Origin of the sequence: Thioclava sp. UBA3469, assembly GCF_002378135.1 — a bacterium.
Lineage (GTDB): Bacteria > Pseudomonadota > Alphaproteobacteria > Rhodobacterales > Rhodobacteraceae > Thioclava > Thioclava sediminum.
In genome coordinates this window covers 1-21,677 of sequence record NZ_DFRG01000283.1, presented here as the reverse complement: position 1 = coordinate 21,677, position 21,677 = coordinate 1, and the positions used below count along the sequence as shown (strand labels likewise).

Sequence of the window (21,677 nt, the reverse complement as noted above, 5' to 3'; positions counted from 1 at the left end):
TTTCGCCTTTGCAATCTGTGATATGCGCCGTCACATTGAGGGGGCAAGCCGTACTGTCCCCAACACCCGCGGCTTGTTTAATATCCCTACCCCTTCCCTATTCCTGCGGCCTGATCTTATGGTCGGGCCGCAGTTTTTTTCTTCGCAGGGTCAAGGGGGGCACCGCAAAGATGTGAAGGGGAGTGGCGATAGCTCGCCGATGGGGCTTCAACTCGCGTTTTCGCCGTTGGCTTTTCACGGCGCCGCGATAAACTCGCGTCCAATCATAACCGCTATTGGAGGCAGTTTCCCATGCGTAAAACCCCGATCCTTCTTGTCCTTGCCGGTCTCGCTCTCGCAGGCTGCATGCAAACCGACGGCCAGCGCGCCCTCGCCGGTGCGGCCGGCGGCGCGATCATCGCGGATGCGACCGACAACAACGCGCTCACCGGCGCGGCTCTCGGCGCGCTCGCGGGCACCTATTGCGACGACGCAGGCGTCTGCCAGCGCTCGTACTAAGCACATCTGCGCGGCTCTGACCGCGTCCGATCGCTATTCGACCGCCATCGGGGCTGCGCGCTCCGGTGGCGGTTTTTCTTTTGTCTCACATCATGAACACGACACGCGGGGCGGGGGGATGCCCCTCCCGCACCGGAAGGGAAGGGCCTGACATGTTCAAGAAAATCCTGATCGCCAACCGTGGCGAGATCGCTTGCCGCGTCATCAAGTCGGCGCAGAAGATGGGGATCAAGACGGTCGCCGTCTATTCCGATGCCGATGCGCAGGCGCTGCATGTCCAGATGGCCGACGAGGCGATTCATATCGGCCCGCCGCCCGCGAACCAGTCCTATATCGTGATCGACAAGATCATGGATGCGATCCGCCAGTCGGGCGCGGAAGCGGTTCACCCGGGCTACGGCTTCCTGTCGGAAAACAAGAAGTTCGCCGAGGCGCTGGAAAAAGAGGGCGTCGCCTTCATCGGCCCGCCCTCGGGCGCGATCGAGGCGATGGGCGACAAGATCACCTCGAAGAAGCTCGCGAAAGAGGCGGGCGTGTCGACCGTGCCCGGCTATATGGGCCTGATCGCGGATGCCGACGAAGCGGTGAAGATCTCCGACGAGATCGGCTATCCGGTGATGATCAAGGCCTCCGCCGGTGGCGGCGGTAAGGGGATGCGCATCGCGTGGAATGCCGAAGAGGCGCGCGAGGGCTTCCAGTCGTCGAAGAACGAGGCCGCGAACAGCTTCGGCGACGACCGTATCTTCATCGAGAAATTCGTGACGCAACCGCGCCACATCGAGATTCAGGTGCTCGCCGACAAGCACGGCAACTGCGTCTACCTGAACGAGCGGGAATGCTCGATCCAGCGCCGCAACCAGAAGGTCATCGAAGAGGCGCCGTCGCCCTTCCTCGACCCCGAGACGCGCAAAGCGATGGGCGAGCAGGCCGTGGCCCTGTCGAAAGCGGTGGATTACTGCAGCGCGGGCACGGTGGAATTCATCGTCGATGGCGAGAAGAACTTCTACTTCCTCGAGATGAACACCCGTCTTCAGGTGGAGCACCCAGTCACCGAGCTGATCACCGGCATCGACCTTGTCGAACAGATGATCCGCGTGGCCGATGGCGAGAAGCTTCCGATGAAACAGGAAGATATCGGCATCAACGGCTGGGCGATCGAGAGCCGCCTCTATGCCGAGGACCCCTATCGCAACTTCCTGCCCTCGATCGGGCGTCTGACCCGCTACCGTCCGCCGGTGGAAGGCAAGACCGCTTCGGGCGGCATCGTGCGCAACGATACCGGCGTCTTCGAGGGTGGCGAGATTTCGATGTTCTACGACCCGATGATCGCCAAGCTCTGCACCTGGGCGCCGAGCCGTGGTGAGGCCATCGAAGAGATGCGTCTTGCGCTCGATATGTTCGAGGTCGAGGGCATCGGGCACAACCTGCCGTTCTGTGCCGCGGTGATGGATCACGAGCGCTTCGTGACCGGCAACATCACCACCGCCTTCATCGAAGAGGAATATCCCGAAGGGTTCAACGGCGTGACGCTGGACGAGGGGATGCTGCGCAAGGTCGCGGCGGCCACGGCGGCGATGGAGCGCGTGGCCGAAATCCGGCGCACGAAGATCTCCGGCACGCTCGGCAACCACGAGCGCAAGGTCGGCGTGGATTGGGCGGTCTCGCTGCAGGATGAGGATTTCAAGCTCAAGGTGAACGCGGATCGCAACGGCTCCACCATTATCTTCGAGGATGGCGAAGAGATGCGCGTCGAGAGCGACTGGACCCCGGGCGACCCGCTGGCCGAGCTGAGCGTGAACGGGGCACCGCTGGTCCTCAAGGTCGGCAAAATCCCGATGGGCTTCCGCATCCGGGTGCGTGGCGCCGATCTGAAGGTCCATGTCCGCACGCCGCGCCAGTTCGAGCTCGCGCAGCTGATGCCGGTGAAACTGCCGCCGGATACCTCGAAATTCCTGCTCTGCCCGATGCCGGGCCTCGTCGTGAAAATCTCGGTCGAGGAGGGCGCGGAAGTGCAGGAAGGTCAGCCGCTGGCCACCGTCGAGGCGATGAAGATGGAGAACATCCTGCGCGCCGAGAAGAAGGGCACCGTGAAGAAGATCAACGCCGAGGCGGGCGCGAGCCTTGCCGTCGACGACATCATCATGGAGTTCGAATAAGTGACGCCCGCGCCGTGGCATAGGGAGGCCGGGCGACCGGCTCACCCCGCCACGGCGGGGCGCGATCTATTGGCGCGCGGTGTCGTGCGGGGATGTGGTCAGAAGCCGCGCTCTTCGCGGATCTCGTCGCGCCGGATCGGCATCTTGTCGATCGAGCGGACGATCTCGCGCGCGTCCCACGGGGCGGGCTTGCGCAGGTTCACCGTGCCGTCCTTGGCGATGATGACGAGGGAGAACCCGCGCGGGCGCAACTTGCGGCGCACGTCGCTCGCTGGATCGGGCGTGGTATCGGTGATGACGACGACGTCGCGCCGGGCCAGTTCCGGCCAGTGGTCCTTCAGATACCGGATCTGTTCCTTGAAGGCGGGGTCGAGCGGGCTGTCGGCGAAGACGACGATGGGCCGTTTCTGCCAGACGAACGCGTCCAGATCCGCATCCGCCCCATCGACCGGTGCGAAGGGGGGCGTGACCTCGGGCTCTGCCACGGCGAGATCGACGGTGCTCTCTTGGGCTGCGACCCCAAAGGGCGTCAGCGCAAGAAATGCAGCGAGTCCAAGGGATAATAGACGGGTCATGGGCTCCTCTCTCGTTCCTGATATATGCGCGCGAGCCCCCTCGCACCATGCCGGACCGTGCGAATTTTCGCCAAATGCGGCCTTTAAGCGCCCCGCAAGGACTCGCGGTGCAGACTGGCGCCGGGTTTTCGGGGCTGCGGCGGGGTGCCGCTTGGACCCGGGGCCGTGGGGGCCGGGCATGGATGTCATTCTGCATATCGGGGCGCATCGCACCGCGACGACGACGTTTCAGGCGTGGATGCTGCAAAACGCCGATGCGTTGGCGGCAAGCGGGATCGCCTATTGGGGGCCGGACCGGACACGGGCGGGGCTGTTCTCGGGGCTGGTGAAGCGCCCCGATCTGGTGACGCCCGAGGATGGGGCGGCGCTGTCGCGGCTGAGAACCGCGCTGGCGTTCGAGCTGGACCGGCTCGCCGATCAGGGGATGCGCCATCTGGTGATCTCGGAGGAGAACCTGCTGGGCGCGATGCCGCAATGCGTGGACATGCTGACGCTCTACCCGGATGCGGCAGGACGGCTGGAGCGCGCGCGGCAGGTGCTGGGCGAGCATCTGGGCGGCGTGGCGCTGTCGATGCGGCGCTATGATATGTGGTGGTCCTCGGTTTTGTCGGTAATGGCGGGGCGGGGCGCTGGGCTGCCCGATGCGCGCGGGCTTGCGCGGCTTGCCGATCATCCGCGCGGCTGGCCGGAGGTGATCGCGCAGGCGCAGTCCGCGCTTGGGGCGCCCGTCACGGTCTGGAGCCATGAGGCGCTGGGGGCGGAGCCGCAGGCCCAGCTTCAGGCGCTTGTGCCGGGCGAAGGCCTGCCTGCCGGGCTGTTCGATGCCCGCAAACGGCGTAACGCGGCTCCCGGCCGCGCGGCGCTGCGTGAGGGGCTGATCCGCGCCGGGCACCGCGTCGCGGCGGGGCCGGGACGCTGGATGCCTTTCGATCAGGTGCAGCGCGCGCAGATGACCGCCCGCTATCTGGAGGATCTGACCTGGCTGCGCCGCGCGCCGCCGGGACTGAATTTCGTGGAAATGACGGCCGAAGACGCGGGGAAGACACCCGCCGCGGCGACAGTGGAAGAAGGATTTGGCCATGACGGACAAGAAAGAGGACTGGCGTAACCTCGCCGAGAAGGAACTGCGTGGCAGGCCGTTCGAGGACCTGACCTGGAACACGCTCGAAGGGATCGCGGTCAAGCCGCTTTACACCGAAGAGGACGTGGAGGGGCTCGACCATCTGGGCACCATGCCGGGCCTGTCGCCCTTCACGCGCGGGCCGCGGGCTACGATGTATGCGGGCCGTCCGTGGACGATCCGGCAATATGCGGGTTTCTCGACCGCCGAGGAGTCGAACGCCTTCTACCGCAAGGCGCTCGCCGCCGGGCAGCAGGGCGTGTCGGTGGCCTTCGACCTCGCCACCCACCGCGGCTATGACAGTGACCATCCGCGCGTCGAGGGCGATGTCGGCAAGGCGGGTGTGGCGATCGATAGCGTCGAGGACATGAAAATCCTGTTCGACGGCATTCCGCTCGATCAGATTTCGGTCTCGATGACGATGAACGGCGCGGTGATCCCGATCCTCGCCAACTTCATCGTCACCGGCGAAGAGCAGGGCCATGACCGCAGCGTTCTGTCGGGCACGATCCAGAACGACATCCTCAAGGAGTTCATGGTCCGCAACACCTATATCTATCCGCCCGAGCCTTCGATGCGGATCATCGCGGATATCATCGAATACACCTCGAACGAGATGCCGCGCTTCAACTCGATCTCGATCTCGGGCTACCACATGCAGGAGGCCGGCGCGAACCTCGTGCAGGAGCTGGCCTACACGCTGGCGGACGGGCGCGAATACGTGCGCACCGCGATCAAGGCGGGGATGGATGTCGACAAGTTCGCGGGCCGTCTGAGCTTCTTCTTCGCGATCGGGATGAACTTCTTCATGGAGGCCGCCAAGCTGCGCGCGGCGCGCCTGCTGTGGAGCCGGATCATGGAAGAGTTCGAGCCGAAGAAGCCGCAAAGCTCGATGCTGCGCACCCACTGCCAGACCTCGGGCGTCTCGCTGGCCGAGCAGGACCCCTATAACAACGTGATCCGCACGGCGTACGAGGCGATGTCGGCGGCGCTTGGCGGTACGCAGTCGCTGCACACCAACGCGCTGGACGAGGCGATCGCGCTGCCCACCGAGTTCTCGGCCCGGATCGCGCGCAACACGCAGCTCATCCTGCAGGAAGAGACCGGGATCACCAACGTGGTCGATCCGCTCGCGGGCTCCTACTACGTCGAAAGCCTCACGGCGGAACTGGCCGAGAAGGCCTGGGAGCTGATCGAGGAAGTCGAGGAGATGGGCGGCATGACGAAGGCCGTGGCCTCGGGCATGCCCAAGCTGCGCATCGAGGAGACGGCCGCCCGGCGTCAGGCGCTGATCGACCGGGGCGAGGATGTCGTGGTCGGGGTGAACAAGTATCGCCGCGAGACCGAGGACGAGCTGGATATCCTCGACATCGACAATGCGAAGGTGCGCGACAACCAGATCGCGCGGCTTGAGAAGATGCGGGCCAGCCGCGACGAGGCGGCCTGCGAGGCGGCGCTGACGGAACTGACGCGCCGCGCCTCCGAGGGTGGCAACCTGCTCGAAGCGGCGGTGGAAGCTGCACGCGCCCGGGCCTCTGTGGGAGAGATTTCTATGGCGATGGAAAAGGTGTTCGGACGTCACCGCGCCGAGGTGAAGACTTTGGCTGGTGTTTATGGCGCGGCCTATGACGGCGATGAGGGCTTCGCCCAGATCCAGAAGGACGTCGAGACCTTCGCCGAGGAAGAGGGCCGCCGCCCGCGGATGCTGGTGGTGAAGATGGGGCAGGACGGCCACGACCGCGGCGCCAAGGTGATCGCGACGGCCTTCGCCGATATCGGCTTCGACGTCGATGTGGGCCCGCTGTTCCAGACGCCGGAAGAAGCCGCCCAGGACGCGATCGACAATGACGTCCATGTGGTCGGGATTTCGTCGCAGGCGGCCGGTCACAAGACGCTGGCACCGAAACTGATCGAGGCGCTCAAGGAAAAGGGCGCCGAGGATATCATCGTGATCTGCGGCGGCGTGATCCCGCAGCAGGATTACGACTACCTCAAGAAGGCCGGTGTGAAGGCGATCTTCGGGCCGGGGACCAACATCCCGCTGGCCGCGCGCGAGATCCTCGACATCGTGCGTCAGGCGCGGGCCTGAGGGGCTCACGGGGGAGGGGCTCACGGGGGAGGGGGCACGGGCGAGGGGGCTCTGCCCCCGCGCTGACGCGCCCCCCGGGATATTTTGACCAAGGCGAAGTTCGGGCTTTGCTTTGAATTTGGGCGGCGCGCGGGGGAACTCTGCGCGCCGCCAGTCATTTCAAAACATTACAACGATTTAATCACAGGGCGGATTTGCGCGGGTGCATTTCCGCCGCAGCGCGGCTAGACTTGAACCATGGACAAGCCCATCTCCCTTTGGTCGCGTATAGCGCAGGCGCTCTCCGCTCTCGGGCGGGGGGAGGCGCTGTCGACGGTCTTCGACAATCTCCGCCAGCCGCCGGAACGCTCGGTTGCCTTCACCATCGCGGTGATCGCGCTCGGGGCGAAGATGGCGAAGGCCGATGGGCAGGTCACGCGCGACGAGGTGGCGGCGTTCCGGCGGATTTTCCAGATCCCTCCGGAAGAGGAAGCCAATGCCGCGCGCGTCTTCAACATGGCGCGGACCGATGTGGCGGGCTTCGACGCCTATGCCCGCAAGATCGCCAACATGTTCGGCCCCGGCGCAGACGTGCTGAAAGACGTGCTCGAAGGGCTGTTCTTCATCGCGCTGGCCGATGGCGATTACCACGAGGGCGAGGATGCCTTCCTGCTGGAGGTCGCGCGGATCTTCGGGCTCGAGGAATGCTGTTTCCGCGCGATGCGTTCGGCCTTCGTGGAAGATGCCGATCCCGATCCGTGGAGCGTGCTGGAGGTCGAGCCGGGCACACCGCTTCCCGAGGTGCGCAAGGTCTGGCGCAACAAGGTGCGCGAGGCCCATCCCGACCGGGCGATTGCCCGTGGTCTGCCTGAGGAGGCCGTGCAGCTGTCTCAGGCGCGGGTGATCGCACTCAACAAGGCCTGGGAGGAAATCCGCGCCAGCCATGCGGAGGCGTGATGCGGATCGCCACTTGGAATATCGAGTGGTTCAACAGCCTTTTCGCGCGCAACGGGACGCTTCTCGACGATAGTGAATGGTCGGCGCGCTACAATGTGACGCGCAGCCAGCAGACCGGGGCGATCGCGATCGTGATGAGCGCGCTGGAGGCCGATGTGCTTCTGGTCGTCGAGGCGCCCGACGACAATCATCGCCACAAGACGGTGGATATGCTCGAAGGCTTCGCGGAGCGGTTCGGGCTGCGCCAGCGTCGCGCGCTTCTGGGCTTTTCCAACGACACGCAGCAGGAACTGGCGCTGCTTTATGACCCCGATGTCGTGACGGCGCGGCATGACCCGCAAAGCTCGGAGGCGTGGCCGCGCTTCGATGGCAGCCTGCGGATCGACCTCGATATCGATGCGCGGATGGATACGGTCACCTTTTCCAAGCCGCCCCTCGAAGTCGCGCTGGGAACGCAGAGCGGGGAAGTGCTTCGGCTGATCGGCGTGCATGTGAAATCGAAAGCCCCGCATGGGGCGACGAGCCTAGAGACAGCCACCCGCATGGCGATCGAGAACCGGCGCAAGCAATTGGCGCAGTCGATCTGGATCCGGGGCCGCGTGGAAGAACATCTGGCGGCGGGCGACAGCCTGATCGTGCTAGGCGATTTCAACGACGGTCCCGGGCTCGACGAATACGAGAAGCTGTTCGGACGCTCTGGCGTGGAGATCGTCGCGGGCGAGGGCGGCCCGGACGCGGAGCGGCTTCACGATCCCCATGCGCGGCTGTCGAAAGCGCATCATACCGCCGCAGCCCCCAGTTCCGCGCGGTTCTACCTCGTCGATCAGAAGCAGTATTTCTCGGCCATGCTGGATTATGTGATGCTCTCGCCCGATCTGGCGGCCCGGGCGAAGAAATGGCGTATCTGGCACCCGTTTGACGACCCCCATATCTACCGCGTGCCCGAATTGCGCGAGGCGCTTTTGCAGGCTTCGGATCATTTTCCCGTCTCGGTCGATATCGACTGATCGGGGGCGTGATTTTCGCGCCGCTTCAGCGTAGGATCGGAGCTATGAAACAGCCGCTCGTCATCGCTCTCTCGCTCGCCCTTCTGGCAACGCCCGTCTCCGCCCAGGAGGTGGGCGGCGACGCTGGCGGCGATGTCGATCGCGGATTCTCGTTGCTGCAGGAGGGCGCGCAGTCGCTGTTTCGCGGGCTGATGGATGAGATGAAACCGCAGCTCGACGAGATGCAGAAAGGCTTGGGGGAGGCCGCGGCCCAGTTGGGGCCGAAGCTGCGCCAATTCCTCGCGCTGGTCGACGATATGTCGAATTACGGCGCGCCCGAGCGGCTGCCCAATGGCGATATCATCATGCGGCGCAACGCGGACGCGCCGCCGCCGCCGCCTTTGATGACCGAGCCGCCGGAGGACGCGCCGCAAAAGGACGCGCCGAACCAGGGCGGGCCCATCGAGATCCCTGAGGGCGGTATCGAGCTTTAATCCGTGATGATCGGTTCGGCCTTCAGCGCGTTCGCAAGCGAGCGGAAGCGCGACTCGGCAACCTCGCCCATCAGCGCCTTGCCGCGCTTGGTCAGCTTCAATTCGAGCTCGCCCTTCTTGGCCGAATATTTCAGCTCGCCCGCATCGGCGGGGCTGTGGGTCGCGAACATCGAGCCGAAGCGCATCGCCTTGCCCAGAACCTCGGCCTCCTGAATCTGCTCTTCCGTCAGCAGCGGCAGGAACGGTTCCAGCCGCGATCCGCCGCGCGAGTTCTTGTAGCGGTGCAGCAGCGCCACGCCGAGCCAGATCCGCTCGGGGTGGGACATGGCCGAATAATTCGCGCGGGTGACGTTCTCGAAACAGGCCTCGGCGCGGTAATCGGGATGCGTGCGCCACGTCGTGTCATGCAGCAGGCAGGCCGCGCGCACGAGACGGAATTTCTCGGGCGGGAGCGGCCCGAAGATCGGTTCGATGAAGGCGTGGAGCTTCTTGCCGAAACCGGGCATCCGGCTCATCACGCGCTCGGTATGGCGCGCGGCTTCCACCAGCGGATCGCGGCGGCGCAGCCGTTCGGGCATCTGCTCATAAAGGAGCCCTTCGCGGATCCCATAGGCGGAGACGTCGATCTCCTTGGGCTCGAAGGTGGCGATCAACTCGCGCAGCACCTGGCTTGCCAGCGGGACGAGTTCCATCCGCGCCGAGGAGGTGCCGGTCTTCGCGCGCAGCTTCTCCATGTCGGATTTGCCGATCCACTCGATCGTCTCGCCCAGCTCGTCGGGCTTCATCCGGTATTCGTGCTGCACGAGGAGCGGGTAGTCGCGCCGCTCCATGTCGAGACGTGCGATGGCGCGCCACGAGCCGCCGACGAGGTAGATGCGTTCGTGCTCGGTGCCGACCTTCTCGGCCAGCTCCTGCATCGTCGCCTGAATATGGGCGGTGATCGCTTTCTTGCCGCCGGAGATCTGCTGCAGGCGGAAAGGGCCGAGCTGCGAGGTCGCGCGACGCCAGACCTTGCCGCCGCGAATCTCGGCCAATTCCATCGAGTTGCCGCCGATATCGCATACGAGGCCCTCTGCCTCGGGCCAGCCCAGAAGCACCCCTTGCGCCGAAAGCCGCGCCTCTTCGAGCCCGTCGACGATATGGACCTTGAGGCCGGTCTCTTTCTCGATCTTGCGGTGAAACTCGGGGCCGTCCTCGGCATCGCGCATCGCGGCGGTGGCGACGCAGGTGAGCGGGCCGATGTCCATCCCCTCGGCGAGCGCGGCAAAGCGTTTGAGCGCGGTCAGGCCGCGTTCGCGGCCCTCGGGATTGAGCCTGCCGGTCTCCGCCAGACCTTGGCCGAGACCCGCCATGACCTTCTCGTTGAAGAAATAGGCCGGGCTGCGCGCCGCGCCATCGAAGACCACCATCCGGATCGAGTTGGAGCCGATATCGACGACGCCGACGCGCGAGAGCGCGCGCACGGATGGGTCATCGAAGAGAGGCTGGCCGAACGGATCCCAATCGTCGCTGTCATCAACCGCCGGCGCCGCTTTGTCTTTGCTCATCTGCCCGTCCGTTCGAGTCGTTCGCACCCAAAGCTAGGGCTAGTCGAAGCTATGGGCAAGTTCGGGAACGTCGCTTGCCCCAGCGGAACCCCGGCCCGAGAGCGAGGGGTATTCCATGAAGAACCGGTGGCAGGAGAACAGGTCCTCGCGATCGTCGGGCAGGTGGCGGATGAACTTGCCGTCGGGCTGCAAAATCCAGCTCTGCGCCTCGTCGGCCATGTTCGCCGCCATGATCTGGCTGACGATCTGTGCCTTCACCGTGGGGTTCTTGGCCTCCACGAGCGTTTCCACCCGGCGGTTGAGGTTGCGCCCCATCCAGTCGGCGGAGGAGAAGAACACCCGCGCGTCGTTCGACGGCAGGGCATGGCCGTTGCCGAAGCACACGATGCGCGAATGCTCCAGGAAGCGCCCGACGATGGATTTGACGCGGATATTCTCGGACAGGCCCTTGATGCCGGGGCGGATGCCGCAGATGCCGCGGATCACGAGCGAGATTTTCACCCCCGCCTGCGACGCCCTGTAGAGCGCATCGATCACGTCGGATTCGATCAGCGAATTCATCTTCGCCCAGATCGCCGCCGGTTTGCCCGCCTTGGCGTGTTCGATCTCGCGGTCGATCAGGTCCAGCAGGCGCGGCTTCAGCGTGATCGGCGAGATCGCGAGGTTCTCCAGACCCTCGGGTTGCACATAGCCCGAGAGGTAGTTGAAGACCTTCGTCGCATCGCGCCCCAGTGCCGCGTCGCAGGTGAAGAAGCTCAGGTCGGTGTAAATCTTCGCCGTGATCGGGTGGTAATTGCCCGTGCCGTAATGGGTGTAGGTCACGAGATGGTCGCCCTCGCGGCGCACGACGGTCGAGATCTTGGCGTGGGTCTTGTAGTTGATGAACCCGTATACGACATGAGCACCCGCGCGCTCCAGACGGCGCGACTGGCGGATATTGGCGGCCTCGTCGAACCGGGCTTTCAGCTCCACGAGAGCGGTCACCGACTTGCCGTTCTCCGCCGCCTCGCAGAGCGAGGACACCACGGGGCTGTCCTTCGACGTCCGATAGAGCGTCTGCTTGATCGCCAGAACGTTCGGGTCGTTCGCCGCCTGATCGATGAAGCGCACCACGAGATCGAAGGTCTCGTAGGGGTGGTGCAGAAGGATGTCCTTCTGCTTGATCGCGGCGAACATGTCGCCCTCGTGGTCCTGCACGCGTTCGGGCACGCGCGGGGTGAAGGTCGGCCAGAGCAGATCGGGCCGCTCGTTCAGGATCAGTTCCTTCACATCGGCAATGCCGACCAGCCCCTTTTCTTCGACGACCTCGTCGGGATCGACATGCAGCTCGCGCATCACCAGCGCCTGCAAGTCCTCGGGCGCGCCGGGGGAGACCGACATCCGGATAACCTGCCCGCGGCGGCGGCGCTTCAGCGCGGTCTCGAATTCGCGCACGAGGTCTTCGGCCTCGTCCTCGACTTCCAGATCGCTGTCGCGCAGCACCCGGAACGAGCACGAGCCCACATCCTTGTAGCCCGGGAAGAGCGAGCTCAGATGCAGCATTAGAAGCTGCTCGAGCGGCAGGAACCGCGCCTCGCCCGGCAGTCGCACGAAGCGGTCGATCTGCGCGGGGATCGGCAGCAGAGCCTGCAACCGGCGCTGATCGCTTTCCCGCTCCAGCTCCAGCGCGAGGCAGAAGCCGGTATTCGGGATGAAGGGGAAGGGGTGCGCGGGGTCGATCGCCAGCGGCGAAAGCACCGGGAAGACGTTGTTGAGGAAGTGGTCCGAGAGGAAGTCGAGATCGCGCTTGGTCAGCCGCGAGCGGCTCACGACATGGATGCCCTCGCGCTCCATTTCGCGCTTGAGCGCCGACCACGTCGCCTGCTGCGTGTCCATCAGCCGCCGGGCGTTGGCGTTGATCTTTTCCAGCTGCTCGGCCGGAGTCAGCCCGTCATCGGAGGCGTTAACGTTGCTTTCGCGCACGAGCTCCATCAGGCCCGCCACGCGCACGGTGTAGAATTCGTCGAGGTTCGTGGCCGAGATCGACAGGAAGCGCACACGCTCCAACAGCGGCACACGCGGATTGCGCGACTCTTCCAGAACCCGCCAGTTGAAGGCCAGCCAGCTCAGTTCCCGGTTGAAGAACCGGCCCGGTCCGCTGATCTCCGACTCGGGCAGCGTGATCGGCGTGGGGAAGGGGGTCTTGAGGAAATCTGCTTGGGTCATGGCGCGCTTATCGTTGGATTTTGTAATGGCTCCGTGACAGTTTGCGCGGCTCAGTCGAGACTGTCCAGAACCTCCGCCGCCAGTCTTTGGGTGATCGCACGGCGCTGCGCGAGCGCCTGCCGATCGAGCGCCGCGACCAGTTTGCGCGCAGTCGCCAGAGAGCGGTCCATCCGGGTGACCAGCCAGCCGATCAGGTTCGGCGGCACGGTCAGTTGCCGGTCCGAGAACAGCTTCACCAGCACGGCCGCCAGCAGCGCGTCATCGGGCGGTGTGATCCGCACCGTCGCGGTCGCCTCCATCCGGCTGATCAGATCGGGCAGGGTCATCCCCCAGTCGCGCGGAGGCGTGCGCGCGGTCAGCAGAAGACGCCCGCCCTCGGCCTGCATCAGATTGTGCAGGTGAAACAGCGCGCGCTGGCCCGCCTCATCCGCGCCGATCCTCTCGGCCCGTTCGATCACGGTCGCGCCTTTCGCGACGAGGGCAGGGGCCATCTCTTCGGTCAGCTCGCGCGCGGGCAGGATGTCGGCGCCCTGTTCATCGGCCCAGATCGTCGCGAGATGCGTCTTGCCCGCGCCTTCCGGCCCGATCAGGATCATCCGGCCCAGCGGCCATGTTTCGGGCGCATCGAGGGTCGTCACCGCCAGCGCATTGGCTGGCGAGATGAAGAAGTCTTCACGCCCCTGCGCGGAACGCAGGTGCAGCGGGAAGGTCAACTGCTCGGCCATTCTCAGCTCTCGTGTTCGGTCGTCTCGGTCGCGCCCGTCACTTCCCCGGTCTCCTCGTTGATGAGAGAGATCGGCGAATGGGCTGTCGGCTCGCGCTCCGTTTGCCCTCGGTAAAGCGCCCCTTGCAGATATTGGTCGATGAAGAAGCGCGCAACCACTCCGATCACCGCAGCGACGGGAACGGCGACCAACATACCAACAAAACCGAACAAAGTGCCGAAAGCGGACAGCGCGAAGATCAGCCAGAGCGGATGCAGCCCGACCGAATCGCCCACCAGTTTCGGGGTGACGAAATTGCCTTCGAGAAACTGACCGAGCACGAAGATGCCCGCGACGATGCCGATATTGAACCACTCGCCCCAGAACTGGAACAGCGCGAGGCCGATGGCGAGCGCGCTGCCGATGATCGCCCCGATATAGGGGATGAAGGTCAGCGCGCCTGCGACCGAGCCCACCAGCAGCCCGAAATCGAGCCCCGCCGCCATCAGCGCGATCGCGTAGAAGCCGCCGAGCACGAGGCAGACCGTGACCTGACCGCGCACGAAGCCCGAGAGCACCCGGTCGATATCGCGGGCGATGGTGCGGATCGTGTGGACGTGATCGCGTGGCAGCCAGCCATCGACCTTCGCCACCATCCGATCCCAGTCGAGCAGCATGTAGAAGGCCACGACGGGCACCACGACGATGAAGATGATGACGTTTACCAGCGTCATCGCCGAACTCAGCAGGGTCGCGGCCAATTCTCCGCCCCGTGCCTTGATCGCGGTGCCGAGCGTATTGAGCGTGTCGTTCACGACCGAGTTTTGCAGGAGATTGGGGAAACGCTCGTTCAGGAAGGCCTGCAACGAGGCCAGAAGATCGGGGGCGAGGGCGACGAGCTGTCCCAACTGCCGCGCCAGCATCGGCACCACGGCCAGCGCCAGCACGACGAAAATCAGAACCGTCACCAGCCCGATGATCGCGGTCGAGGCCGCGCGGCTCAGCCCCAGCTTCTCCAGCCGGTCTGCCAGCGGGTCGAGGAAATAGGCGATCGCGCCGCCCATGATGAAGGGCAGGATGACATTGCCCAGCCACCACAGCGACAGGACCAGCACCAAGGCGGCGACGGACCAATAGGTGACTTGCTGGCGGGCAGGCAGGGCCATGCGCGGTCCTTCGTCAGTGATGCGTTCGCTTTAACGTGGCGAAATGCGGTGGGAAATCAAGTGCGGGCGCACGCGCCCCTTCCTCTTGGCGGAAATATCCCGGGGGAGGCGCGGATGCGCCGGGGGCGGAGCCCCCTCATAGGCGACACCCGCAACCTGCGCCACCATCTTGCCCAACGCCCCCGTTTCCTCTAGGCCAAACGCAACGTCTGACACCAACCCTCGAAGGACCGCTCATGCGCCTGTCCCGCTATTTTCTTCCCGTTCTCAAGGAAACCCCCGCCGAGGCGCAGATCGCCTCGCATCGGCTGATGCTGCGTGCGGGCATGATCAAGCAGCAGCAGGCCGGGATCTATTCCTGGCTGCCGATGGGCTTCAAGGTGCTGCGCCGGATCGAGCAGATCGTGCACGAAGAGCAGGCGCGCGCCGGCCATCTCGCGATCCAGATGCCGACGCTGCAATCGGCCGATCTATGGCGCGAGTCGGGCCGCTATGACGGCTATGGCGAGGAGATGCTGCGCATCACCGACCGGCAGGGGCGCGATATGCTCTACTCGCCCACCGCCGAGGAAATGGTCACCGATATTTTCCGCGCGCATGTGTCGAGCTACAAGCAGCTGCCGCTGACGCTCTATCAAATCCAGTGGAAATTCCGCGACGAGATCCGTCCGCGTTTCGGCGTGATGCGCGGCCGCGAATTCCTGATGAAGGACGGCTACAACTTCGATCTGTCGAAGGAAGACGCGCTGCACGCCTATAACCGCCACCTCGTCAGCTACCTGCGCACCTACGAGCGCATGGGGCTGCAGGCGATCCCGATGCGCGCCGATAGCGGCCCGATCGGTGGCGATTACACCCATGAATTCCTCGTGCTGGCCGAAACGGGCGAGTCGGAAGTGTTCTACGACAGCGAGATCACCGATCTCACCTTCGGCGACCGCGAGATCGATTATGACGACGTCGATCAGTGCCAAAGCGTGCTGGAAGAATTCACCTCGCGCTATGCCCGCACAGACGAGACCCATGACGAGGCGGCCTTCAACGAGGTCCCGGAAGAACGTCGCCGCGTCGCGCGCGGCATCGAGGTCGGTCAGATCTTCTATTTCGGCACGCAATATTCCGAGGCGCTGGGCGCGAGTGTCCAGACCCCGGATGGCTCGAAGGTTCCGGTCCATATGGGCTCGCACGGGATCGGCGTGAGCCGTCTCGTCGGCGCGCTGATCGAGGCGAACCACGACGAGAAGGGCATCATCTGGCCCGAGGGCGTCACGCCGTTCCATGTCGGTATCGTCAACCTCAAGCAGGGCGATGTCAGCTGCGACAGCGCCTGCGAGGCGCTGTATCGCGCGTTCCTCGATCACGGGCTCGACCCGCTCTATGACGACCGCGAAGAGCGCGCAGGCGCGAAATTCGCCACCATGGACCTGATCGGGCTGCCGTGGCGCATCACCGTCGGTCCGCGCGGGATCGCGGCGAACAAGGTGGAACTGACCTGCCGCCGCACCGGCGAGAGCGAGGAGATGCCGGCGGAAGAGGCGGTCGAGAAGATCGTGAGCATCTATGCGGGGCTTTGATCTGATCGTTGCTGCGGTCGCGGCGGGCCTGCTCGCCGGGCCCGCTTTGGCAGAAGGCACGGGGCAGGGTGCGCAGCAGGGCCTCGTGGCGTGGTCGAGCGAGGCGCTTGGCATCTCGGCGAAGGTGCCGCAGGGCTGGACGTCGGATGAGATGCCGGGGGGCGGGATCCTGTTCTCCGCCCCCGATATCGACCCGCACAAGACCGCCCATGTCGCGCTGCGCGCCCATGCTGATCAGGGGTCTGATCTGGCGGCTGCGCATGATCAGCTCCTGCACACGATCCTGCTCGATGGCGATACGGTGCTGTCGGACGATGTGACCGAGGACGGGTTCGCAATCCGCTCCAAGGACTCGTTTGGCAAGGTGACGCTGCGCAAGACCGAGCGGCTCGATTGCGGGGGTGGGGCGGTGCTCGCCTCCGTGCAGACCGATTACCCCGCCGATCTGGCCGAGGGCATGGCGCCGCTTCTGGCCGATGTGCCCGGCACGCTGGGCTGCAAATAGGGGGCTCTGCCCCCGCCCGTTCCGGGCTCCCCCGGGATATTTCGACCAAGCCGAGACAGGCGCGCTCTCGCCGCTATGACCGGGCGCAGGCTTGACCTTTCGACCCCGCCGCGCCAGCTTGCGCCGAATTTTCGTGGATGGAGCCGATGGCCGCACGCACTGCCCCGTTTTCCCGTTTCGAGTTCATGATCGCATGGCGCTATCTGCGCGCGCGCCGCGCCGAGGGTGGCGTCTCGGTCATGACATGGATTTCCCTGATCGGCATCGCGCTTGGCGTGGCCGCCCTGATCGCGACGCTTGCCGTGCGCGCGGGCTTCCGCGCCGAGTTCGTCTCGACCATCGTCGGCTCGAACCCGCAGATCACGGTCTATTCCGCACCGATGGAAGTGGCCGAGGGCTCGGGCGTCTATTCCAAGCTGATCCGCGACTATGCCGCGCGCACCGAGCGGATCAAGGCGATCCCCGGCGTGGTGAGCGCAGCCCCGGCGGTGCGCGGTCAGGCGATGGTCAGCTTCGGCGACCGCTCCAACGTGGCGGATGTCTACGGGCTGGCGCTGTCGGTTCTGAAGAACATCCCAAATATCGCCCATTCCGACGACGCGCAGGGCGATATCGACAATTACGGTGAAGGCATCGCGATCGGAATCGGGATGGCGCGCGATTTGGGCGTGACGGTGGGCGACACGGTCAAGGTGATCTCGCCGAACGGGGCCAAGACGCCGTCCGGCACGAGCCCGCGGGTGAACGCCTACAAGGTCTCGTATGTCTTCTCGGCCGGGCGGTATGATATCGACCAGACGCGGCTTTATATGCCGTTCAAGGAGGCGCAGGGCTTCTTCAACCGCGAGGGCGGGGTGGATGAGATCGACGTCGACGTGGCCGATCCCGAAGGCATCGCCGAATGGGAGCCCGCAATCATGGATGCGAGCGGCAAGGGCACGCTTTTGTGGACGTGGAAGGACGCGTCCTCGAGTTTCCTGCGCGCGCTCTCGGTCGAGGATAACGTGATGTTCATCATCCTCTCGATCCTCGTGCTGATCGCTTCGATGAATATCACCTCGGGGCTGATCATGCTGGTGAAGAACAAGGGCCGCGATATCGGCATCCTGCGCACGATGGGGCTTAGCGAGGGCTCGATCCTGCGGGTCTTCTTTCTTTGTGGCGCGTTCACCGGGGTGATCGGAACGCTTGCGGGGCTGGCGATCGGGGTGCTGTTCGCGGTGAATATCGACCACGTCATGGGCTTCGTGAACTGGCTCAATGGCGGCGATGCCTGGGATCCGTCGATCCGCGGCATCTATCATCTGCCCGCGAAATTGCAGCCCTGGGACGTGACCAAGGCGGTGGCGCTGTCGCTGACGCTGAGCTTCATCGTGACCATCTTCCCGGCGCGCCGAGCTGCGCGCATGAACCCGGTGGAGGCGCTGCGCTATGAGTGACGTTCTGATCTGCGAACAGTTGGAAAAGTGCTACAACCGGGGCAAGCCGAACGAGATCACGGTGCTCAAAGGTCTCGATCTGACCATTCCGAAAGGGCAGGTCGTGGCGCTGGTCGCGCCTTCGGGGGCGGGGAAATCGACGCTTCTGCATATCGCGGGGCTGCTGGACACGCCCGATTCCGGTCGGGTTCTGATCGATGGCGAGGACCTGACCGGTGCGCGCGATGGCAAGCGCACGGCGGCCCGGCGCGAGAAGCTGGGCTTCGTCTACCAGTTTCACCACCTGCTGCCGGAGTTCTCGGCGGTCGAGAATATCGTGCTGCCGCAGCTGGCCAATGGCGTCAGCCGCAAGGCGGCGGAAGAGCGAGCCAAGGACCTCTTGAGCCGCGTCGGTATGGCGGGCCGGATGGATCACCGCCCCTCGGCGCTGTCGGGTGGCGAGCAGCAGCGTGTGGCGTTCTGCCGGGCGCTCGCGAACGGGCCGAGCCTGTTGCTGGCCGACGAACCCACGGGCAATCTCGATCCCGCCACGTCTGACACTGTGTTCGACGTGCTGATGGGGCTGGTGCGCGAGACGGGCCTGTCGGCGCTGATCGCGACGCATAACATGGAGCTCGCCGCCAAGATGGACCGCGTGTTGCATCTGGATAACGGCGCGCTGGAGGAGGGGATATGATCGTTTACGGGATTTCGACCTGCGACACGGTGCGCAAGGCGCGCAAGGCGCTGGAAGCGGCCGGGCGCGACGTGGAGTTTCACGACGTGCGGGCGGAGCCTCTGACGGGGGCCGAGGTCGCGGAATTCGAGGCGGCCTTCGGCGACAAGATCGTCAACCGCGCCTCCACGACGTGGCGCAACCTGCCCGAAGGCGAGCGCGAAAAGCCCGTCGCCGATCTGCTGGGCGAACATCCCGCGCTGATGAAGCGCCCGGTGATCCGCGAGGGCGACAAGCTGACGCTGGGCTGGGCGAAGGCCACGCAGGCCGAGTGGCTCTGAGAGGGGAGCCCCTCATCGAAGACTGAGACAGAAAAACGGCGCGCATCCCGCGATGCGCGCCGTTTCAAATCCTCACCGTCCGATCCTAAGATCAGAGCAGGACCAGATCCGATGCCGAGGAGCGGCCGTCGCGACCCGACTGCAGCTCATATTGGATCTTCTGATTGTCATCGAGCCCCTTGAGACCCGCACGCTCGACAGCAGAGATGTGCACGAACACGTCCTTGCCGCCTTCGTCGGGCGCGATGAAGCCGTAACCCTTGGTGGAATTGAACCATTTCACGGTGCCAGTGGCCATTACCGTCTTCTCCTTCGTAGTCTCCCGGCGCGATATTGCGTCCGGGCCGTGCAGCCAGTCTCTTTCGGGTCTTCCGGCTGCCTTTTTCAGAAGCGAGGCGGTAGGAAAGTCTGTAACACACGCATATTCAAGTCTCTCCGAGAATTGCAAAAATGCAATGACATTCCGTGAGGGGCGCAAGCCCCTCACAGGTCTGTGAAAATTCTGGATCGGCCTGAATTTGCGGCAATTATCCGCGCAAATCGGGCGGCGTCGATTCGGTGATCAGCTGCTCGACGATCTCGTCGATTGCCACCGTGGAGGTGCGGGTATCGCCGAGTTTGCGGACCGAAACGGTGCGTTCCTCGACCTCTTTCATCCCGATCGCGAAGATATAGGGGACCTTGCCGAGCGAATGCTCGCGGACCTTGTAGTTGATCTTCTCGTTGCGGGTGTCGGCCTCGGCGCGGATGCCCGCGGCGCGCAGCTTCGACGTCACTTCCAGCACGTAATCGTCGGCGTCCGAGACGATCGACGCCACGACCACCTGACGCGGCGCGAGCCAGAGCGGCATCTTGCCGGCGAAGTTCTCGATCAGCATGCCGATGAAACGCTCGAACGAGCCCAGCACTGCGCGGTGCAGCATCACGGGGCGGTGGCGTTCGCCATCCGAGCCCACGAATTCCGCATCCAGCCGCTCGGGCAGGTTGGTGTCGACCTGCAGCGTGCCGCATTGCCAGTCGCGCCCGATCGCGTCGGTCAGCACGAATTCCAGCTTCGGCCCATAGAACGCGCCTTCGCCTTCGAAGATTTCGTAGTCGTAGCCAGCGGCCTTGCAGGCATTGCCGAGCGCGGCTTCGGTGTAATCCCAGCTCTCATCGCTACCGATGCGCTTCTCGGGACGCGTCGACAGCTTGATGCGCCAGTCGGTGAAGCCGAGATCGTCATAGATCCCCGAGAGGAACTTGATGAATTTCTCGGTTTCGACCTCGATCTGATCCTCGGTGCAGAAGATATGCGCGTCGTCCTGCGTAAAGCCGCGCACGCGCATGATGCCGTGCAGCGCGCCCGAGGGCTCGTAGCGCGCGCAGGAGCCGAACTCGGCCATGCGGAGCGGCAGGTCGCGATAGGATTTGACGCCCTGATTGAAGATCTGCACGTGGCAGGGGCAGTTCATCGGCTTGAGCGCGTTGACCGTCTTCTCGCGGGCATGATCCTCGTCGACTTCGACGATGAACATGTTCTCCTGATAGTTCTCCCAGTGGCCCGAGGCTTCCCAGAGCTTGCGGTTCACCACCTGCGGCGTGTTCACTTCGACATAGCCGTCATCGCGCTGCTTGCGGCGCATGTAGTCCTGCAGCGCGGTGTAGATGGTCCAGCCGTTCGGGTGCCAGAAGATTTGGCCGGGCGCCTCTTCCTGCATGTGGAACAGGTCCATCTCGCGGCCGAGCTTGCGGTGGTCGCGCTTGGCGGCCTCCTCCATCATCGTGACCCAGGCGTTGAGATCCTTCTTGGTCTTGAAGGCCACGCCATAGATGCGCTGCAGCATCGGACGCGAGCTGTCGCCGAGCCAATAGGCACCCGCGACATGGGTCAGCTTGAACGCATCCGCCGGAACCTGACCGGTATGCTGTAGGTGCGGGCCCCGGCAGAGATCCTGCCAGTTGCCATGCCAATACATCCGGATGTCCTCGCCTTGCGGGATCCGGTTGATCAGCTCGACCTTGTAGGGCTCTTCCGTCGCCAGATAATGGTCGATCGCGTGTTTGCGGCTCCAGACCTCGGTCTTGATGGCGTCGCGCGCGTTGATGATCTCGCGCATCTTCTTTTCGATCGCGCCGAGGTCTTCCGGCGTGAAGGGCTCTTCGCGGTCGAAGTCGTAGAACCAGCCATTGTCGCGGACCGGGCCGATCGTGACCTTCACGCCGGGATAGAGCTCCTGCACGGCGCGGGCCATGATATGGGCGAGGTCGTGGCGGATCAGTTCCAGCGCGGGGCCGTCATCCTGCATCGTGTTGATGGCGATCTGCGCGTCTTCCTGGATCGGCCATTGCAGATCCCAATGCGCGCCATTGACCTGCGCGGAGATCGCTTTCTTCGCCAGCGACGGTGCGATCGAGGCGGCCACTTCGGCCGGCGTCACGCCCGCGTCGTAGTCGCGCGAATTGCCATCGGGAAAGGTGAGGGAGATCTGGGACATGTCGTCCTCCTCGTCGGTTTGGCGCCCACGGAACGCCCGGTTGCGGGATATATGGTTCCCGAGCCTTTTGCGCGGCTCGCGCGCGGCTGTCAATGGGGCGGGGCAGGGGGAGATGTCGCAGGGGGCTCCGCCCCCGCGCTGGCGCGCTCCCCCGGGATATTTCGGCCAAGCCGAAGCTGAAAGCCTCGTGCGCGTTCGTGTTGGCAAAAA

General features: G+C 64.7%; 19 protein-coding genes. 12 read left to right on the top strand and 7 right to left on the bottom strand.

The features are described 5' to 3' along the window. Positions 1–291: 291 nt before the first annotated feature. Positions 292–498 (top strand): hypothetical protein, encoded by a 207-nt coding sequence (locus B3D39_RS20595; RefSeq protein WP_078571734.1) that lies wholly within the window; start codon positions 292–294, stop codon positions 496–498. Positions 499–650: 152 nt separating this feature from the next. Continuing rightward, positions 651–2,654, top strand: a complete 2,004-nt coding sequence (locus tag B3D39_RS20590; protein ID WP_286790046.1) for an acetyl-CoA carboxylase biotin carboxylase subunit — start codon at positions 651–653, stop codon at positions 2,652–2,654. Positions 2,655–2,752: 98 nt separating this feature from the next. Here the strand turns inward: B3D39_RS20590 and B3D39_RS20585 are convergent, their stop codons facing one another. Next, on the bottom strand, positions 2,753–3,229 hold the full coding sequence (locus B3D39_RS20585) for a DUF4174 domain-containing protein (protein WP_274963453.1): 477 nt from the start codon (positions 3,227–3,229) through the stop codon (positions 2,753–2,755). Between the two features lie 178 nt (positions 3,230–3,407). On the opposite strand from B3D39_RS20585, the gene B3D39_RS20580 reads away from it, so the two are divergent. The 5 genes from B3D39_RS20580 (at position 3,408) to B3D39_RS20560 (ending at position 8,854) form a co-directional block, all read left to right on the top strand. Then, positions 3,408–4,337 (top strand): hypothetical protein, encoded by a 930-nt coding sequence (locus tag B3D39_RS20580; protein WP_274963454.1) that lies wholly within the window; start codon positions 3,408–3,410, stop codon positions 4,335–4,337. Next, complete coding sequence (gene scpA, locus B3D39_RS20575) at positions 4,309–6,438, top strand: methylmalonyl-CoA mutase (RefSeq protein WP_078606120.1); 2,130 nt, start codon at positions 4,309–4,311, stop codon at positions 6,436–6,438. Before B3D39_RS20580 ends, scpA begins: the two co-directional genes overlap by 29 nt. A 249-nt stretch (positions 6,439–6,687) precedes the next feature. Then, the gene (locus tag B3D39_RS20570; protein WP_274963457.1) at positions 6,688–7,374 is read left to right on the top strand and encodes a TerB family tellurite resistance protein; all 687 of its coding nucleotides are present in this window, start codon (positions 6,688–6,690) and stop codon (positions 7,372–7,374) included. Beyond that, a complete protein-coding gene (locus tag B3D39_RS20565; RefSeq protein WP_274963455.1) occupies positions 7,374–8,381 on the top strand; it encodes an endonuclease/exonuclease/phosphatase family protein in 1,008 nt (335 codons plus the stop codon). Before B3D39_RS20570 ends, B3D39_RS20565 begins: the two co-directional genes overlap by 1 nt. A 44-nt stretch (positions 8,382–8,425) precedes the next feature. Beyond that, entirely contained in the window at positions 8,426–8,854 is a 429-nt protein-coding gene (locus B3D39_RS20560; protein ID WP_274963456.1) for an AAA+ family ATPase, read from the top strand. Here B3D39_RS20560 and B3D39_RS20555 read toward each other — a convergent pair. Genes B3D39_RS20555 through B3D39_RS20540 form a run of 4 tightly spaced genes read right to left on the bottom strand, consistent with a single transcriptional unit; the run spans position 8,851 to position 14,476 of the window. Continuing rightward, positions 8,851–10,401, bottom strand: a complete 1,551-nt coding sequence (locus B3D39_RS20555) for a Ppx/GppA family phosphatase (protein ID WP_078547470.1) — start codon at positions 10,399–10,401, stop codon at positions 8,851–8,853. The two genes, B3D39_RS20560 and B3D39_RS20555, sit on opposite strands and share 4 nt — an antisense overlap. A 39-nt stretch (positions 10,402–10,440) precedes the next feature. After that, positions 10,441–12,606, bottom strand: coding sequence for an RNA degradosome polyphosphate kinase (locus B3D39_RS20550; protein ID WP_078522846.1), 2,166 nt, complete (start codon positions 12,604–12,606; stop codon positions 10,441–10,443). Positions 12,607–12,656: 50 nt separating this feature from the next. After that, entirely contained in the window at positions 12,657–13,331 is a 675-nt protein-coding gene (locus B3D39_RS20545) for a DnaA ATPase domain-containing protein (protein WP_078547466.1), read from the bottom strand. A 2-nt stretch (positions 13,332–13,333) separates the two neighbouring features. Beyond that, a complete protein-coding gene (locus B3D39_RS20540; protein WP_286790045.1) occupies positions 13,334–14,476 on the bottom strand; it encodes an AI-2E family transporter in 1,143 nt (380 codons plus the stop codon). 236 nt (positions 14,477–14,712) lie between these two features. On the opposite strand from B3D39_RS20540, the gene proS reads away from it, so the two are divergent. The 5 genes from proS (at position 14,713) to B3D39_RS20515 (ending at position 18,990) form a co-directional block, all read left to right on the top strand. Then, complete coding sequence (proS, locus tag B3D39_RS20535) at positions 14,713–16,050, top strand: proline--tRNA ligase (RefSeq protein ID WP_274963901.1); 1,338 nt, start codon at positions 14,713–14,715, stop codon at positions 16,048–16,050. After that, positions 16,037–16,555, top strand: coding sequence for a hypothetical protein (locus tag B3D39_RS20530; RefSeq protein WP_286790044.1), 519 nt, complete (start codon positions 16,037–16,039; stop codon positions 16,553–16,555). Before proS ends, B3D39_RS20530 begins: the two co-directional genes overlap by 14 nt. Positions 16,556–16,701: 146 nt before the next feature. Next, positions 16,702–17,994, top strand: a complete 1,293-nt coding sequence (locus B3D39_RS20525) for a lipoprotein-releasing ABC transporter permease subunit (protein WP_286790043.1) — start codon at positions 16,702–16,704, stop codon at positions 17,992–17,994. Next, positions 17,987–18,670 carry an ABC transporter ATP-binding protein gene (locus tag B3D39_RS20520; RefSeq protein ID WP_078601838.1) on the top strand — a complete coding sequence of 228 codons (684 nt, stop codon included), beginning with the start codon at positions 17,987–17,989 and terminating at the stop codon, positions 18,668–18,670. Before B3D39_RS20525 ends, B3D39_RS20520 begins: the two co-directional genes overlap by 8 nt. Beyond that, on the top strand, positions 18,667–18,990 hold the full coding sequence (locus B3D39_RS20515; protein ID WP_078542724.1) for an arsenate reductase family protein: 324 nt from the start codon (positions 18,667–18,669) through the stop codon (positions 18,988–18,990). The genes B3D39_RS20520 and B3D39_RS20515 overlap by 4 nt, the downstream gene beginning before the upstream one ends. Positions 18,991–19,081: 91 nt before the next feature. On the opposite strand, the gene B3D39_RS20510 is transcribed toward B3D39_RS20515, so the two are convergent. Together B3D39_RS20510 and thrS are read right to left on the bottom strand one after the other, a co-directional pair. After that, the gene (locus tag B3D39_RS20510; protein WP_075775516.1) at positions 19,082–19,288 is read right to left on the bottom strand and encodes a cold-shock protein; all 207 of its coding nucleotides are present in this window, start codon (positions 19,286–19,288) and stop codon (positions 19,082–19,084) included. A 229-nt stretch (positions 19,289–19,517) separates the two neighbouring features. After that, positions 19,518–21,467, bottom strand: a complete 1,950-nt coding sequence (gene thrS, locus B3D39_RS20505; protein ID WP_078542725.1) for a threonine--tRNA ligase — start codon at positions 21,465–21,467, stop codon at positions 19,518–19,520. Between the last annotated feature and the right edge of the window lie 210 nt (positions 21,468–21,677).